Raw genomic sequence first — 17,390 nt, 5'->3', positions numbered from 1 at the left:
GGGGTGTGGGGTCTTCGGGTTCCGAAGGTGTGGGGTCTTCGGGTTCCGAGGGGGTCGGGTTCTCGGGTTCCGGGGGTGTGGGCTCCTCGGGCTTCGGGGGCGTGGGGTCTTCGGGTTCCGAGGGCGTGGGCTCCTCCGGCTTCACGGGGAAGGTATTCGTCGCGACGATCGAGACCACCGAGTCGACGCCCTTGTTCATCCGGATCCGAACACCCCGGTCGATCGGCTCGGATACGGCGCCCTCGACCGTGAACGCGACCGACGCGCCCTCGGCGAGATCCTTCTCGCGAATATCGCACACGGCCGCCGAGTGGGTCGTCACCGCCCGCGTTCTCGAACCCGCGGTGACCGCATCGAGATCCACGAAGTCCCCGCCGCGGCACGTGTACTCGAAGGCGTACTCCGTTGAGGCGGCCGGAGCATCCCCCTCGGTCTTCTTGAGGATCGAGAAGGTCGCCTGGTGCCCCGATCCCTCGCCGCCCGCAGTGGGAATCCGAATGATCCCCTCGACCTCGCGCGACTCGCCCTTCGGGCCGCCCGTGATCGTCGCGCGATTGACGATCGAGGACAGCTCCTTGACAGCCGGAGTCGTCGTACCGTCGAAGGAGAGCATGAGCGACTCGCCGCCGGCCACATACCGGCCGTCGGACAGCGGATGGAAGGTCACGGTGAAGCCGCCGCGACCATCCTCGGCGCATGTCCAGCGCTCGCGCGCGATCTCTTGATCGTTGAGCACACCGGGCTGCGGGGTCCGGTTGTAGACCCGCATGTTCGCGCAGGACAGGACGAAGCCGATCCCGCCCTCGTCCGTGATGGAAAGCGGAGCGTAGATGTCGGAGCTCGCGGTTTCGACGAAGATCGACCAGCGGACGCCGTTCGGCTCATCGAGGATGCCGGTCTTCCCGTCCGCCTGCTCCGCGCCCCCGGCTCCCTCGGCGAGGTACTCGCCCCTGAGGGTCCCGCTGCCCCTGCATCCGGTGAAGGACAAGTCGTAATTCCCGCCCGAAGGGCTCACGACAGCGCGATCCCACTTCACCGAGAAGTAGGCGCTGCCTGAAATGTGCCCGTGATTCGCCGCGTAATCCGACAGCTTGAAAGTCGCGGTCTTCCCGGCCCACGTGCCCGTCGCGACGAGCTCCCCCCGGTCGTTCTTGAGATCGATCGGAGTGGACAGGGCCGAGACGAGTTCGTCGGGGAGCCTCACCGTGAAGGAATCGCCGGGACTCGCATTGGGATCGACCTGCCACTGGAAGCCCACCGTGGCGAGGCCGTCAGCACCGGACCGGAACACCCCGCCCGACAGGTCGCCGTCACGGAAGGAGAACCCCGAAGTCTGCGCGACGCAGGTCGACGCCGCCAGCGCGCGATCGACGGAGAGGAACGGAAAAGCGATGAGGGTCAGGGCGAACGCCGTGGCGAGCGCGCAAGCGGCGGTCACGAACCGCCGTGTGCAGTGGAGCATGGTGTTCCAATCGGAAGACGGAAAAAGTACTCCACCATTCTTCGAGGCCCTTCCCCCCGAAGTCGCATTCAGCGGCGATCATGAAAGCGCCACGGCGCAAAAGCGACACCCGTTTCGTGAGCAGTCTGACAGGCGAAGGACTAAAGGAGTCGCGAGCGTCACGCTCCGGGGGCCTGGGGAGACGGGCTCTGGGGCGAATCGAAAGCGGCGAACCACTGAGAGCGCGCGACCTGAATCCCGAGTTGGAAACGCCCGGACGCGCCGAAGGTGTCGCAGAGCCGCTGGACGCGACGGGCCACCGTCCTGGTCGATACCCCGAGCTGACGGGCCGTCGCCTCATCCGTCAGTCCGGCGGCGAGAAGGGCGAGGAGCTCGACGGCGTCCCCGGTCGGTTCTTCGGGCACGGGGGTCGACCCCGCGATCGGGACCGGAATCGCCTGATCCCAGGAGCGCTCGAACAGTCTCAGCGACAGCGCGATCATCGCCGGATCCCGCATCACGCACATCCTCATCCGATGATCGGGGTCCTCGATCATGACGAGGACGAGCTCCTCGTCGCTGATGATCATCCGGAAGGGCAGATGCGAGGTCACGCGGGCGTGTTCCCCCATCGCCATCGATTCGCGCATGACGGTGAGCAGTTGAGGGTGGCGCAGGACCGTCGGATCGTAAACGACGTTGTAGACGACGCCCCGCGACAGGGACTCCGACTGGCCGACCGCCTGAACATGGGTCTCCGGGTCATGAAGGTGGGGGCTGCGCTCGAATGCCCGGACCTGCGTGCGCGCCTGGGAGATGGCCTCGGAGTAGAGGTTCCGCATCGCCTCGATATCGGTCGTCACCTCGACGAAGGCGACCGATACCTCTTTCTGCGACATCAGGGCGCGGGCCGATTCCTCGGTGTTCCTCGCGGCCTTGGCGAGCATCCGCGAATGGTCGAGGAGGACGCGTCCGAGCGATGCTGCGACATCCGGGCTGAGCGCTCCCGAAGAAGGGTTCATGGATTCCATCATGAGCGGCATGGTAGCCGCAGACACATCCTATTTGTGCGATTCGTCACTTCGGGTAGGGTTCGGCGGGGGCGCCCTCAGCGCGATCGCGGAGAGTGCGGGGCGTCGAGCCACTGGGAACGCGCCGCCTGCAGGCCCAGTTGGAAGCGTCCTGTCGCGCCGAAGGTCTCGCACAGCCGCTGGATCCTGCGGGCAACCGTTCGCGTCGAGACCCCGAGCTGACGGGCGACGGCCTCATCGGTCAACCCCGCGGCCAGGAGGGTGAGCAGCTCGGTCGTCTCCTGCGTCGGTTCATCGGCGATCGGGGACGAACCGGTGTTCGGCATGGGGATCGACTGCTCCCACACGTGGTCGAAGAGCTGCGTCGAGATGTCGACGAGGGCGGGATCGCGCATGATGCTCATCTGCAGACCGCGCTCCTCGTTCTGCGTCATGATGAGGGCGACCCGATCATCGCTGATGAGCATCCGGAAGGGCAGGCGCGTCGTCACGCGAGCCTCCTCGCCCAGGGCGATCGCCCCGCGGAGCGCGTACAGGAGGGTCTCGTTCTTCAAGACCGAGGGGTCGTAGATCACGGTGTGCGATACGCCCAATGACAGGGAAGCGGGCTGTTCGGCGGCGATCTCCTTCGTCTGGGACAGGTGCGGGCTGCGCTCGAAGACCCGGATCCGCCGTCGTGCCGCGACGACGGCGGCGGAGTGCACGGCGCGCATCTCGGCCGGGTCGCGGGTGACGTCGATGTGCGTGCGGCTGCTCTCCCGCAGGGCCGCGAGCCGCTCGGCCTCTTCGGCCGCTGCGGCCATCCTCGCCACCGCTTCCGATTGCTCGTGCAGGAGTCTGCTCAAGGAGCGCAGTGCCTCCGGGGCGGGTGCTTCCTCAGGGCTGCTCGTCGCGTGTACCGTCATGGAGCGAATGCTAGGTGCCCGGCGCGTTCCAGCGCTCGGATTTCGGGGAAAGTACGGCGGAATTCGGGGAAACCCCTGAGAACAGTGAGTCGCAGGCCACCTCGATGGATGACGCTGAACCCCTCCCCGTGGACTACAGTGGTGCGCGATGCGGATCCGGCCTTGCGTCTGAGGGCGCCGGGGTATCACCGGGGAGTCTCCGGAAGAACGGGCGCTTCGATGCGGCGCGCCTCAGTAGAACCGGACGGGTGGGCCCGACACAGCCTTCAAGGAAGCGGCCCCGCCCTCGAGAATCGGGGGAGGGGCAAGCGGGGTGGTACCGCGGGTCCCGGCGTCGCCGGTCCTCGTCCCTGTGAGACGGAACGAACGAGGACACGATGACGAAGCACGGTTCCTATCCGCGCCACCGCGACACCGAGGTGGAGGCGAGCCCGTCCTTCCCGCAGTTGGAGGGCGAGACCCTGGCCTTCTGGGCCGCCAATAAGACCTTCCAGAAGTCCATCGACATCCGGCCCGCCGGCGAATCCGGCGAGAACGAGTTCGTCTTCTACGACGGCCCGCCCTTCGCGAACGGCCTTCCGCACTACGGCCACCTCCTCACCGGCTACGTCAAGGACGTCGTCGGCCGCTACCAGACGATGCTCGGCCGCCGCGTCGAACGCCGCTTCGGCTGGGACACCCACGGCCTGCCCGCCGAGCTCGAAGCCCAGCGCATCCTCGGCATCGACGACGTCACCGAGATCACCCGCGAGGGCGGCATCGGCATCGGGGCCTTCAACGACGCCTGCCGCACCTCCGTCCTGCGCTACACGAAGGAGTGGGAGGACTACGTCACCCGCCAGGCGCGCTGGGTCGACTTCTCCAAGGACTACAAGACCCTCGACCCGGACTACATGGAATCCGTGATCTGGGCCTTCAAGACCCTCTACGACAAGGGGCTCGCCTACGAGGGCTACCGCGTCCTGCCCTACTGCTGGCACGACCGCACGCCCTTGAGCAACCACGAGCTCAAGATGGACGACGACGTCTACCAGGACCGTCAGGACAACACGGTGACCGTCGGCATGCGCCTCGAAGAGCCCCTCCTGCCCGGTGCCGCCAAGCCCGAACTCGTCCTCATCTGGACGACGACGCCCTGGACCCTCCCCTCGAACCTCGCGGTCGCCGCGGGCCCGAAGATCGACTACGTCGTGGTCCGCGTCGCCTCCGACCTCGCTTCGCCGCTCGCGGGCGAGACCGTGGTCCTGGGCAAGGAGCGCCTCGCCGCCTACGCGAAGGAACTCGGCGAGGAGCCCGAAATCCTCGCGACCCTCACGGGCTCCGATCTGGTGGGACGGCGCTACCACCCGATCTTCGACTACTACGACGACGCCGAGCACCGCGGCGAGGGCGCGGCACCGGGCCCGAAGGGCTGGACGATCATCTCCGGCGACTACGTCACCACCGAGGACGGCACCGGTCTGGTCCACATCGCCCCCGCCTTCGGCGAGGACGACATGTTCGTCTGCATGGAGGCCGGGATCAAGCCCGTCCTGCCCGTCGACGAGGGCGCGCTCTTCACCTCCGAGGTGTCCGACTACGAGGGCCTCCAGGTCTTCGACGCGAACAAGCCGATCATCGCCGACCTGCGCGACGGGACCGGTTCGATGGCCCGCCGCGATCCGGCGATCCGCGCCGTCCTCGTCCAGCAGAAGTCCTACGTGCACTCCTACCCGCACTGCTGGCGCTGCCGCAAACCCCTCATCTACAAAGCCGTCTCCTCGTGGTTCGTCAAGGTCACCGCGATCCGCGACCGCATGGTCGAGCTCAACCAGCAGATCACCTGGACGCCCGAGCACACGAAGGACGGCATCTTCGGGAACTGGCTGGCGGGCGCCCGCGACTGGTCGATCTCGCGCAACCGCTTCTGGGGCGCGCCGATCCCCGTGTGGCGCTCGGACGACCCGAACTACCCGCGCGAGGACGTCTACGGCTCCTACGCCGAGCTCGAACGCGACTTCGGCGTGAAGGTCGACAACCTCCACCGGCCATACATCGACGAGCTCGTCCGCCCGAACCCCGACGACCCGACCGGGAAGTCGATGATGCGCCGGATCCCCGACGTCCTCGACTGCTGGTTCGAGTCGGGCTCCATGCCCTACGCGCAGGTCCACTACCCCTTCGAGAACCGCGACTGGTTCGAGTCGCACTACCCGGGCGACTTCATCGTCGAGTACATCGGTCAGACGCGCGGCTGGTTCTACACCCTCCACGTCCTGGCGACCGCCCTCTTCGATCGGCCGGCCTTCACCTCGGTGATCTCCCACGGCATCGTCCTGGGCGACGACGGCCGGAAGATGAGCAAGTCCTTGCGCAACTACCCGGACGTCAACGAGGTCTTCGACGAGTACGGCTCGGACGCGATGCGCTGGTTCCTCATGAGCTCGCCCGTCGTGCGCGGCGGCAACCTCATGGTCACCGAGACGGGGATCCGTGACACGGTCCGCCAGGTGCTCCTGCCGATCTGGAACGCCTACTACTTCTTCGCGCTCTACGCGGGCGCGGCGAACAAGGGCGAGGGCCTGGAGGCGGAGCTGCTCGACCTCGCCGACCCCTCTGTCGTCGATGCGCTGGGGAAGATGGACCGTTACCTCCTCGCGCACACGAAGTCCCTGGCCGACGAGGTGCGCGCCGCCCTCGACGCCTACGACATCGGCAGGGCCTGCGAGCTCATCCGCGACTACATCGACATCCTGACGAACTGGTACGTGCGCACCCAGCGCCAGCGCTTCTGGGATGAGGACCGGACGGCCTTCGACACGCTCTACACGGCGCTCGTGCGCTTCATGGAGCTGTCGGCGCCGCTGCTCCCGCTGCTGTCGGAGGAGGTCTGGAAGGGCCTGACGGGCGGCGAGTCCGTCCATCTCGTCGACTTCCCGTCCCTGCCGGACGCGGTCGCCGACGATGCGCTGGTCGCCGCGATGGACGAGGTCCGCGAGGTCGTGTCGACCGCGCACTCGCTGCGCAAGGTGAATCAGCTGCGCGTGCGCCAGCCCCTCGCCCAGATGACGGTCGTTTCCGAGCAGGCCGGGGCGCTCGCGCCCTTCGCCGATCTCATCGCCTCCGAGGTCAATGTGAAGTCGGTCGACTTCCTCGCGCCCGCCGAGTCGGGGCTCAAGGTGTCGACCGAGCTCGGCCTCAATCCGCGCGCCTTCGGCCCGCAGATCCGCAAGCTCACTTCGCAGCTCTTCAAGGCGCAGAAGGCGGGGGAGTGGAGCGTGTCCGAGGACGGGACCTGCGTTTTCGCGAGCGTGATGGTCGAGGGCGCGCCCGTCGTCCTCACGCCCGAGCAGTACACGGTGACGACGACGGTCGAGGCCGCAGAGGGTCAGGTCGCCGAGGTCCTCGCTTCCGGGACCGTCGTCGTGCTCGACACGGAGCTCACCCCCGAGCTCGAGGCCGAGGGTTACGCCCGCGACGTCGTCCGTGCGGTCCAGGACGAGCGCAAGAATGCGGGCCTGCACGTCGCCGACCGGATCATGCTCACCCTGGGCGTGCCCGCCGAGCACGTCGGCGCCGTTGAGGCGCACCGTGAGATGATCGCGCACGAGACGCTGGCCCTCGAGCTCGGGATCGGCGAGGCCGAGGCGCTCTCGGTGTCCGTGGCGAAGATGTGAGGCGTCGCGCCCCGTCCTCGTCGCCACGGGCGCCGAGGACGGGGTCATCACCTTTCTTCATCGAGGTCATCACCTTTCTTCATCGAAAGCATTACCTCTGCGCAGCTGTGAGCATCAGCCTGTTAACGCTGAGGGCCGACGCTGAGGGCCCGCGAGGCGAAGTCGCCCAGTCGAGCACCCCAGAAGTGCCCAAGAAAGCCCTTCATCACCAGCCGATGCCCTCTTGGGCACCTTTGGGGGATCGCGGGGGAGAGAAGAGCATCTCGGCATACGGCTGAGCTAACCGATATGGGGATCAGACCGTTTCGAGGAGCCGTCCCTCCGAGTGTCGGGGTGCCACGGTCCCGTGGGGGCGGTGACCCTGACGGGTCCATGATCGTTCTCATCGAGGTGGCCGATGATGCGGCCGTTCATCATCATGATGAGGCGCTTCATCGATCATCTTCCTCGAGGCCGCAGCGTCATGAATCCGCGCCTCGCCTCGTCCCATCGCCTGCGGCATCTCGCGATCCGGATGGGACGGATCGACGAGCAGCAGAGCTTCGAATGGCCGTCTCAATGACTCCGCTGCGGCAAGCGAATGCGGGGAAGTCGAATCGATGAGCTTCTGGTCGGAAACCGGGCCGCGGCGAGAGTGCGCGCCATCGCGTCGAGAGGCTCGAGGGGCGCCTCATTCGTGGTGAAAAGAGAAGGCGTATCAGCCGTTGGCAGGAAGATGCCAGTGGGCCCTGCTGCTTCGGAATGAGGCGGGAAAACAGACGAATCGCGGAGCTCGCAGGCTCTTTTCATTTATCCGGCAACTGGAGGCGCGCTGACGCTCTTCGATAGCCTTTTTAAACTTTGAAGTCCGCCATCGGGGTGGGCTCCTGGCGGGTCGTGCCCGCCGATTGAGGGAGGAGAATCATGAGAACGCGAGCGATGACCGCTTTCAGCGCGACGATGCTGGGAGGTCTGCTGCTCCTCGCGCCCATCGGCGCGGCCTCAGCCGAAGGGGGCTGGTGAGGGGAACCCGGACCCGTCGATCGAACAGCCCGCGCCCTCACCGCTCTCCCTGACCCTCGCCGATGCCGACGGGGCGGATCCGTCGACCGTCCTCAAGATCAAGGTCGGGGAGACCCGCAGGATCGTCCTCACTCTGCGCAATGACGGGACCTCCGATCTGAAGGAGCTCAATGTGACGGATGTCAATGTGAGCCCCGCCCTCAAGCTCGTTGAGAAGACCTGCCGTCCGCACGAGGAGATCCTCAGCCCGACCTCGAAGTTCGTCCTCGGCGTCGACCAGTCGGTCACCTGCTCCTTCACGGTGGAGGGAGTCTCCAAGGGAGAAGGACTTCTGAGGATGACGGCCTTCGGGATCGGTGATGCCGGAGGCACGGGCGATCATGTCGGCCTCTTGATGGATGTCGTCGAGGACGCCCCGGTCCCGCCCGTCGTCCCGGATAAGCCGGTCGACCCGGTGAACCCGGACAAGCCCGTGGAGCCGGAGAACCCCGCGCAGCCGGAGAAGCCGGTGAACCCGGGCAAGCCCGCCGACTCGGACAAGCCGGCGGACAAGCCCTCCGGACCGCAGGCCCCCGCCTCCACCACGACCCCCGCCTCGTCGACGACGGCCCCCGCCGCCTCGAAGCGTTCCGAGGCGAAGCTCGCCAACACGGGCGCGGCCCTCATCGGCGTGCTCCCCCTCGCCGCCGCACTGGGAGTCGGAGGCGTGATGCTGGGACGCCGCAAGCGGTCATGATGACCGGACTTCACGTCGCAGAGACAATCTGAAACGCGGGGTGCGAGAGACGAAAGCCTCTCGCACCCCGCGTCCTGTCACCCCTCGCAGCACTGCGAACCCCTTCGGGCGAGCGCGGCTCCCGCCGAGTAGACTCTCCTCCTGGCGTTCTTCAAACCCGCCCGCGCAACGGACCCGCGCGCACATCGATGGAGGTCGCAGTGGCGAACCAGCACCCCGCATTCTTCGGCGACGACGCACCTGAACAGGCGGATGGAGCGGGCGGCATCCCCGCGGACTTGCTCCCGTACCTCGAGGCCGCCGACGAAGCCGACGAGCTCGCCCTCACCGATGTGACGGGCGCCGACGAGGCGGCCGCGGCCGAGGCCGAACGGACCCGGGCGCTGCGCGCCCTCGTCGAAGCCTCCATGCTCGCCGGTCCCGATCCCTCGATCCTCGCCGAAATTGAGGACGAAGAGGCGGTCGACGGGGAGTTCGCCGAGGACGCCGCCGCCGAACGAACCGAGCGTGAAGAACGTGAAGCGCACGCAGCGGCCCTCGACGAAGCGGCGCACTCGGTCACCCTCAACGCCCGGGTCGACGAGATCTACCGGACGATCCTCGCCCGCGCGCCCGAGCATTCGGTGCAGCCCTCCACCGAAAGGGTCGCGGCCGTTCTCGACATCCTCGGCGACCCTCAGAACTCCTACCCGAGCATCCACGTCACCGGAACCAACGGGAAGACCTCCACGGCCCGCATCATCGACGCCCTCCTCACCGCCTTCGGGATGAAGACGGGCCGTTTCACATCACCGCATCTCATCGACGTGCGCGAACGCATCTCGCTCGCCGGCGAGCCGATCACACGCGAGGGCTTCATCGCCGCCTTCGAAGACGTCGCCCCCTACATCGAGATGGTCGACCGGCGCTCCCTCGACGAGGGCGGTCCGCGCCTCTCCTTCTTCGAGTGCTTCACCGTCATGGCCTTCGCCGCATTCGCCGATCACCCCGTCGACGCGGCCGTCGTCGAAGTCGGCATGGGAGGGCTCTGGGACGCGACCAACACCATGGACGCCGGAGTCAGCGTCATCACGCCGATCGACCTGGATCATACGAAGTGGCTCGGATCCAGCATCGGCGAGATCGCGAAGGAGAAGGCGGGCATCATCAAGCCCGGGCAGATCGTCGTCGTCGCCGAGCAGCCCGAAGACGCCCTCGAGATCATCCTCGAGCGCGCACGCGAAGTCGATGCGGTCGTGCGCCTGGAGGGCCGCGACTTCGAGATCCTCGACCGGCACATGGGCGTCGGCGGTCAGATGGTCACCATCCGGACCCCTTCGGCGATCTACGAGGACGTCTTCGTGCCGCTCTTCGGCGAGCACCAGGCGCATAACGCCGCGGCCGCCCTCGTCGCCGTCGAAGCCTTCATGGGCGGAAGGGAGCTCGACGGGCGGATCGTCGAGAACGGAATGCTCTCGGCGACCTCGCCGGGCAGGCTCCAGGTCGTGCGCACCTCGCCGACGATTCTCGTCGACGCCGCCCACAACCCGGCGGGCGCCCGCGCGCTCGCCGAGGCGCTCGAGGACTCATTCCCCTTCCAGCAGGTCGTCGGCGTCTACTCGGCCATGGCGGACAAGGACATCGAATCGGTGCTCGCAGAGATGGAGCCGCACCTCGAATCGATCGTCCTCACCGCGATGGACTCCGAGCGCGGAGCGGACATCCATGCGCTGCGACGCATCGCGGAGGAGGTCTTCGGACCCGAAAGGGTGGATGTGCGCGAAGAACTCGCCGAAGCGGTTGATCGTGCAGCCGAACTCGCCGAAGCGAGCGCGGACACCGCGGATCGTGCCGGAGTCGTCGTCTTCGGATCGGTCGTTCTTGCAGGGGACATGCTCCGCCTCGCGGGAATCCGTCCATGAAACCCGGTCGATTGCCCGTTTTCGGTAGTGGGGGCCGCCGCGAGGTGGCACGATGGGCGCTGAACAGACCGTTCGCCGGATGCAAGGAGGCACCATGAAGAAGCTGGTCAACGACGTTCACGACGTCGTCAAGGAAACCCTCGAAGGCTTCGCCCTCGCCCACGCGGATCTCGTCGAGGTCCACCTCGATCCCGACTACGTCACCCGCGCCACCCCGAAGGCCGACGGGAAGGTCGGGCTCGTCTCCGGCGGAGGCTCCGGCCACGAACCCCTCCATGCGGGCTTCGTCGGCCTCGGCATGCTCGACGCCGCCGTCCCCGGCGCCGTCTTCACCTCGCCGACCCCGGACCCGATCCTGGAAGCGACGAAGGCCGCCGATCACGGCGCGGGCGTCCTCCACATCGTGAAGAACTACACGGGCGACGTCCTCAACTTCGAGACCGCCGCCGAAATGGCCGAGATGGAGGACATCGAGGTCCGTTCCGTCATCGTCAACGACGATGTCGCCGTCGAGGACTCGCTCTACACCGCGGGCCGCCGCGGCGTCGCGGGTACGATCTTCGTCGAGAAACTCGCGGGCGCCGCCGCCGAGCGCGGCGACGACCTCGATGCGGTGACCGCCGTCGCCGAGAAGGTCAACTCCGAGATGCGCTCGATGGGGCTGGCCCTCGGCCCCTGCACCGTCCCCCACGCCGGCACCCCCTCCTTCGAACTCGGCGACGACGAGATCGAACTCGGCATCGGCATCCACGGCGAGCCCGGATACCGGCGCGGCAAGATGGAGCCCGCCGACGCCCTCGTCGCCGAGCTCTACGTCAAGGTCCGCGACGACCTCGGCCTCAAGGCCGGAGACCGCGTCATCACGCTCGTCAACGGCATGGGCGGCACCCCCTCCTCCGAGCTGTACATCTGCCACCGCCGCCTCGCCCAGCTCCTGGAGGCCGACGGCGTGGAGATCGCGCGTACGATGGTCGGAAACTACGTGACGAGCCTCGAGATGCCGGGCGTCTCCCTCACGCTGCTGCGCGTCGACGATGAGCTCCTCGAACTGTTCGATGCGCCGGTCGCAACGCCGGCGTGGAAGTGAGGATGACGAATGGCACTGGACGCCGCTTGGGCGACCCGATGGATGAGGCTCACGCGCGAGGCCGTCGCCGCGAACCGTGAATACCTCATCGACCTCGACCGTCAGATTGGGGACGGCGATCACGGGGAGAACCTCGACCGCGGATTCGCCAAGGTCGTGGAGATGCTCGAGGACGAGCCCGCCGGGAGCGTGCAGGACGTCCTCAAGGTCGTCGCCAAGACCCTGATGTCGACGGTCGGCGGCGCCGCGGGCCCGCTCTACGGGACCGCTTTCCTGCGGGCCGCGAAGGCCGCGTCGGAGGAGTCCCTGAGCGCTCAGGGCGTGGCGGCCGTCGTGGCTGCCGCGCTCGAGGGGATCCAGGCCCGGGGCAAGGCCGACCGCGGTGAGAAGACCATGGTCGATGCGTGGGCCCCGGCGATGGACGCGGCGAAGGCCTCCGCTGAGGCGGGCGGCGAGGCGCTCGACGTCCTCAAGGCCGCGGCCGCGGCGGCGGCCGAGGGTGCGGCGGCGACCGAGGCGCTCAAGGCGACGAAGGGGCGCGCCTCCTACCTGGGGGAGCGCTCCATCGGCCATCTCGATCCGGGCGCGATCTCCTCGTCGATCATCCTCGCCAAGGCCGTCGAAGCGGCCGAGGAGTCCTGATGCCCAGGGTCGCCTTCGTCATCGCCTCGCATTCGGAGCGACTGGCGCAAGGAGTCGTCGAACTCGCGGCTCAGATGGCGCCCGAGGTGCACTTCGGTGCGGCCGGGGGCACGGATGAGGGCGGGATCGGCACCTCCTACGAGAAGATCGAGGCCGCCGTCGAGGCGGCGCTCGAGGCCGTCGGCGCAGATGAGGGCAACGGCGTCGTCATCCTCACCGATCTCGGATCGGCGACGATGACGGTGGAATCCGTGCTCGATTTCGCCGACGATCCAGAGCATCTCGTCTTCGTCGATGCGCCCCTCGTCGAGGGCGCGATCGCCGCCGCTGTGCGCGCCCAGCTGGGCGATCCCCTCGCTCATGTCGTCGCTGCGGCCCGCTCGGCCTTCGCCTCGGCCCCTGAGGAAGCGCCCCTCCCGTCCCCCGGGGCGGCCCCGCTCGCCGAGGGCGGGGGCGAGTGCCTGTCGGCGAAGGCGCTCGTCGCGGACCCCGTGGGCCTGCATGCGCGGCCCGCGGCTCTGCTCGCGCGTCTCGCAGGCGCTTTCGATGCGGAGGTCACGATCAACGACGCCGACGCGGGATCTGTCCTCGAACTCATGGCGCTCGGCGTGAAGCAGGGTGAGACCGTCGAGCTGAAGGCCTGCGGGCCCGATGCCCGTGAGGCGCTCGACGCGCTCGTGGAGGCCATTGAAACCGCGGAATGATCCGCATCTCGGAGGGGCTCGTGACCGAATGGGTCGCGAGCCCCTCCGTCGGGATAGCGCTGAGGACCTTCGTCCCGTAAGATCAGCGCCACTGCACATGCACGCACACGACTGAAAGGCGGGACGATGCCGACCCCCGATCTTCTTGATTCCAACAAGGAGCACACCCTCGTTCTCATCAAACCCGATGGTTTCGCGCGCGGCCTCACCGGCGAGGTCCTGCGGCGCATCGAGGCCAAGGGCTACGTTCTCAAGGGCCTGAAGATCAAGCAGGCCTCCCGTGAACTCCTCGAAGAGCACTACGCGGAGCACAGGGGCCAGCACTTCTTCGAAGGACTCGTCGAATTCATGAGTTCCGGCCCGCTCGTCGCCGTCGTCGTCGAGGGCGACCGCGTCATCGAAGGCATGCGGATCCTCATGGGCACCACGAATCCGACGCTCGCGGCCCCGGGGACGATCCGCGGCGATCTCGGGCGCGACTGGGGGAGGAGCTACGTGGAGAACGTCGTCCACGGCTCGGATTCGCCGACCTCGGCCGAACGCGAGATCGCGCTGTGGTTCCCCGAACTCGTCTTCCACGGCTGAGGAACTCATCGTTGTGAGCGGCGTCCGCCCAAGCGGACGCCGCTTTCCACGTATTCTGGGCCCGTGCACCTGAAAACCCTGACGTTGCGAGGATTCAAGTCCTTCGCGAGCTCGACGACGCTGCGGCTCGAGCCGGGCATCACCTGCGTCGTCGGTCCGAACGGGTCGGGCAAGTCGAATGTGGTCGACGCCCTCGCCTGGGTGATGGGGGAGCAGGGGGCGAAGACGCTTCGCGGCTCCAACATGTCCGATGTCGTCTTCGCGGGAACGAGCGCCAGACCCGCCCTCGGACGCGCGCAGGTCGAACTCACGATCGATAACGCGGATGGCGCCCTGCCGATCGATTACACCGAGGTGACGATCTCCCGCACGCTCTTCCGCGGCGGAGGATCGGAGTACGCGATCAACGGGACGCCCGCGCGTCTTCTCGATATTCAAGAGCTCCTGTCCGATACGGGCATGGGGCGTCAGATGCACGTCATCGTCGGTCAGGGCCGACTCGATTCGATCCTCCAAGCGACTCCGGAGGAGCGCCGCGGCTTCATCGAAGAGGCGGCGGGGGTCCTCAAGCACAGGCGCCGCAAAGAAAGAGCCCTGAAGAAGCTCGCGGACATGGATGCGAATCTCGTGCGCGTCCTCGACCTCACGCAGGAGATCCAACGCCAGCTCGGACCGCTCGCCCGCCAGGCCCGCACCGCCCGGAAGGCCTCCCTCATCCAGGCCCGCGTGCGCGACGCCAAGGCGCGCCTGCTGGCCGATGACCTCGTGGACGCGCGCGAACGCCTCGCGGTGTTCGCCCAGTCGGGCGCGAAGGAGGACGAGCGCCGACAGGCCCTGGAAACCCGGATCGAGGAGCTGATCCGCAGGATCGGCGAACTCGAGGAGGAGGAGAGGACGCTGGGGCCGGCCCTGGATGAGGCGAACCGGAGGTGGCGGGAGATCACCGCCCTGGCGGAGCGCCTGCGCGGAACCGAAAGGACCGCGGGCGAACGCGTGCGCAATCTCAGCCGCCCGACTCCCGAACCGATGGGCGAGGACCCCGCCGCCCTCGAGGAACGGGCCGAGGCCGCGGGCCTCGAGGACGGGCGCCTTCTCGACGAGGTCGAAGAGGCGAAGACCGCGCTCGCCGCGCTCATCCGCGCGAAGGACGAGGCCGAGGAGGCCGATCGGCGCGCGACGGCCGAGCTCGCGCAGGCGAACCGCGTGATCGCCGACCGGCGCGAACGGATCGCGCGGCTCACCGGCGATCTAGCGAGCGCGACGACGCGCCTCGAAGCCGCCCAAGCGGAGGCGGAAAGAGCCGAGAAGGGAGCGGCCGACGCCCGGAAACGGGCAGAGGCCGCCGAAGCGGAGCTCGCCGGGATGCCCGAGGCCCCCGAAGGAGAGGGGACGGGGGAAGCGGGGCAATCGCATCGTCTCGCCGTCGAGGCCCGCGATGCCGCCCGCGCCGCAGTCGATGAACTGCTCGCCGCCGAGCGGGAGGCGCGAGCGGATCGGGCGCATTGGGAGGCCCGCCGTGACGCGCTCGCGCAGGCGACGCTCCAGGACGACGACACCTCGCGTCTGCTGGGGCGCGAAGGTGTCGCGGGGCCGGTCCCCGATTTCCTCACGGTCGAGAAGGGGGCGGAGAACGCGATCGCCGCGCTGCTCGCCCCCTTCGCCGACGCAGTGCTCGTCGACGGCCTCGAGGCGGCGCTCGCTCACGCGCGGGCCGGGGAGGAAGCCGCATCGGGGCAGCTGCGGATGCTCATCTCGAAGCCGGGCGAACTCTCGACGGGCTCGCCTGCGCCCGAGGGGGCGCGCTGGGCTTGCGAGCTCGTGACGGTCGAACCGACGATGGCCGGCACCCTCGCCCCCTTGCTCGAGGGGGCCGTGGTCGTTCCCGATCTGCTCACCGCCGAACGCGTGATCGGCGAAGACGGCGTGAAAGCGGCAGTGACGCGGGGCGGGGCGCTCATCCGCCGCGAGTCCCTCATCGGATCGGGCGCGGCGACCGACTCCCTGCTGGCGCTCAAGGCGCAGATGGATGAGGCCGCCGCCCATGCCGAAACGGCCCACGAGGTTCTCGCCGCGATCGACGGGCGCTTGAAGGAGGCGAATCTCGCCCTCGATGCAGCGGTGAAGAGGGCGAACGAGGCATTGAGGGCGCTTCGCGAGGAGGACGCCGCCCAGGCGAGGGCGGCTCAGGAGCGGGCGCGCGCGCATTCGGCCGCTCAAGCGGCCGCGTCGGAGGCGGCTCGTGCTCGGGCGACCGCGGAGAAGGCGCGCGACCACATCGAGTGGGCGAGGGAACGCGTCGTGGAGGCGCGCCTCCGGCTCGAATCGCTCGAGGCGGAGGCCCCGAATGAGGACCTCGATGCGGCGAAGGCCGCGGCCGAGCAGGCGGCTGCGGCAGCGAGGAGCGCCCGGGAAGCTGAAACCGCCGCTCGCCTCAACCTCAGGGCCTTGGAGGAGCGTTCACGTCAGGCGCAGTCCCGAGCCCGGAGCCTTCGGGCTCAAGCGGCGAAGGAGCGCGAGGAGCGGCGTCGCTTCTCAGAGGCGGAGGCGTCGCGCGTGCGGGCCCTCGGTGTCGCTCGGCAGATCGAGAACGGCGCCAGGCTCGGCGTGGAGGCGGCCGCCCGGGCATTGGAGGAGGCGGAGCGGGAGCGGAGCCGCGCCGAGGAGCGCAGGCGCCTCACCGCCGAGCGCACGGGCCTCGAACGCTCCCGCCTCGAAGAAGCCCGCTCCGCCCTCGCCGATGCGAATGGACGCGCCCAGCGCGACGGGATCGCGAGGGCCCAGGTGGAGTTGCGCGTCGAGGAGTTCGAAAGGCGCGCCTTCGAGGAGCTCTCCCTCGAGGCGGAGGACCTCATCGCCGAGTTCGGCCCGCACACGCTCGTCCCGAAGTTCCCGGACGACCCGGATCTCGACGTCGAGGCCGAAGCCGCGCCCTATGTGCGCTCCGAGCAGGCGGCGGCTCTGGACAAGGCGTCGAAGGAGCTCGCGCGCCTGGGCCGCGTCAACCCCCTGGCGCTGGAGGAGCATGATGCACTGGCGAAGCGCCACGAGTTCCTCGTGTCCCAGGTGAAGGACCTGCGGCACTCCAAGGCGGATCTGCTCACGATCATCGACGACGTCGATCGCCTGGTCGAGGAGGCCTTCACCTCCGCCTTCATCGACACGCGCGAGCAGTTCGCGCACACCTTCGACGTGCTCTTCCCGGGCGGGACGGGCGACTTGATCCTCACGGATCCGGATTCGCCCCTGGACACCGGGATCGAGATCGAGGCGCGTCCCGCGGGCAAGAAGGTCAAGCGCATGTCGCTCCTGTCGGGCGGTGAGCGCTCGCTGGCGGCGATCGCCTTCCTCGTGGCGATCTTCAAGGCGCGCCCTTCGCCCTTCTACGTCATGGACGAGGTCGAGGCCGCCCTGGACGACGTCAACCTGTCGCGCCTCCTCACGATCTTCAAGGAGCTCCGTGAGGAGTCGCAGCTCATCATCGTCACGCATCAGAAGCGGACCATGGAGATCGCCGACGCCCTCTACGGCGTGACGATGCGCGACGGCGTGACCGGGGTGGTGTCTCAGCGTCTGGATCGCTGAGGGGCGTCCCGGCAGGCCCCGCGCGGCGATGAGGGGACTCCGGAGCCCTCGCGTCGCCTTCCCCGCCCCGAAGCGTCCGAGAACGCCTGAAGCCCCGGGAGCGGGGCTCCCGGGGCAG

Annotated in this window: 12 protein-coding genes; 9 read left to right on the top strand and 3 right to left on the bottom strand. The window is 68.3% G+C overall.

Translation table 11 applies throughout. From position 1 onward, the window contains the following. The 3 genes from ACQY7V_RS05975 to ACQY7V_RS05965 form a co-directional block, all read right to left on the bottom strand. Nucleotides 1–1,438: Ig-like domain-containing protein (locus tag ACQY7V_RS05975; RefSeq protein ID WP_428639338.1), on the bottom strand; the 1,438-nt coding region annotated here is incomplete at its 3' end. Nucleotides 1,439–1,620: 182 nt separating this feature from the next. After that, nucleotides 1,621–2,475: a hypothetical protein gene (locus ACQY7V_RS05970; protein WP_428639335.1), complete on the bottom strand. Its 855-nt coding sequence runs from the start codon at nt 2,473–2,475 to the stop codon at nt 1,621–1,623. Nucleotides 2,476–2,549: 74 nt separating this feature from the next. Further along, complete coding sequence (locus ACQY7V_RS05965) at nt 2,550–3,377, bottom strand: helix-turn-helix domain-containing protein (protein WP_428639333.1); 828 nt, start codon at nt 3,375–3,377, stop codon at nt 2,550–2,552. A gap of 377 nt (nt 3,378–3,754) precedes the next feature. Between ACQY7V_RS05965 and ileS the strand changes: the two genes are divergently transcribed. From ileS to smc, 9 genes are all read left to right on the top strand, one after another. Beyond that, nucleotides 3,755–7,033, top strand: a complete 3,279-nt coding sequence (ileS, locus tag ACQY7V_RS05960; protein ID WP_428639331.1) for an isoleucine--tRNA ligase — start codon at nt 3,755–3,757, stop codon at nt 7,031–7,033. Nucleotides 7,034–7,430: 397 nt separating this feature from the next. Then, the gene (locus ACQY7V_RS05955; protein WP_154478525.1) at nt 7,431–7,595 is read left to right on the top strand and encodes a hypothetical protein; all 165 of its coding nucleotides are present in this window, start codon (nt 7,431–7,433) and stop codon (nt 7,593–7,595) included. A gap of 612 nt (nt 7,596–8,207) precedes the next feature. After that, entirely contained in the window at nt 8,208–8,771 is a 564-nt protein-coding gene (locus ACQY7V_RS05950) for a hypothetical protein (RefSeq protein ID WP_428639329.1), read from the top strand. 188 nt (nt 8,772–8,959) lie between these two features. Beyond that, nucleotides 8,960–10,672, top strand: coding sequence for a bifunctional folylpolyglutamate synthase/dihydrofolate synthase (locus tag ACQY7V_RS05945; RefSeq protein ID WP_428639327.1), 1,713 nt, complete (start codon nt 8,960–8,962; stop codon nt 10,670–10,672). A 94-nt stretch (nt 10,673–10,766) separates the two neighbouring features. Beyond that, nucleotides 10,767–11,759 carry a dihydroxyacetone kinase subunit DhaK gene (gene dhaK, locus ACQY7V_RS05940; RefSeq protein WP_154478519.1) on the top strand — a complete coding sequence of 331 codons (993 nt, stop codon included), beginning with the start codon at nt 10,767–10,769 and terminating at the stop codon, nt 11,757–11,759. Nucleotides 11,760–11,768: 9 nt separating this feature from the next. After that, nucleotides 11,769–12,401: a dihydroxyacetone kinase subunit DhaL gene (gene dhaL, locus ACQY7V_RS05935; RefSeq protein ID WP_154478517.1), complete on the top strand. Its 633-nt coding sequence runs from the start codon at nt 11,769–11,771 to the stop codon at nt 12,399–12,401. Then, complete coding sequence (gene dhaM / locus ACQY7V_RS05930; RefSeq protein WP_303843242.1) at nt 12,398–13,105, top strand: dihydroxyacetone kinase phosphoryl donor subunit DhaM; 708 nt, start codon at nt 12,398–12,400, stop codon at nt 13,103–13,105. Before dhaL ends, dhaM begins: the two co-directional genes overlap by 4 nt. 126 nt (nt 13,106–13,231) lie before the next feature. Then, the gene (gene ndk / locus ACQY7V_RS05925; protein ID WP_154478515.1) at nt 13,232–13,690 is read left to right on the top strand and encodes a nucleoside-diphosphate kinase; all 459 of its coding nucleotides are present in this window, start codon (nt 13,232–13,234) and stop codon (nt 13,688–13,690) included. 63 nt (nt 13,691–13,753) lie between these two features. After that, entirely contained in the window at nt 13,754–17,272 is a 3,519-nt protein-coding gene (smc, locus tag ACQY7V_RS05920) for a chromosome segregation protein SMC (protein ID WP_303773177.1), read from the top strand. Nucleotides 17,273–17,390 lie beyond the last annotated feature (118 nt).

Source organism: Schaalia sp. (assembly GCF_050312375.1).
In the GTDB taxonomy this organism is placed as follows: domain Bacteria; phylum Actinomycetota; class Actinomycetes; order Actinomycetales; family Actinomycetaceae; genus Pauljensenia; species Pauljensenia hyovaginalis.
Note: the sequence above shows the minus strand (reverse complement) of the source record. Positions and strands in the feature narration are given on the sequence as shown.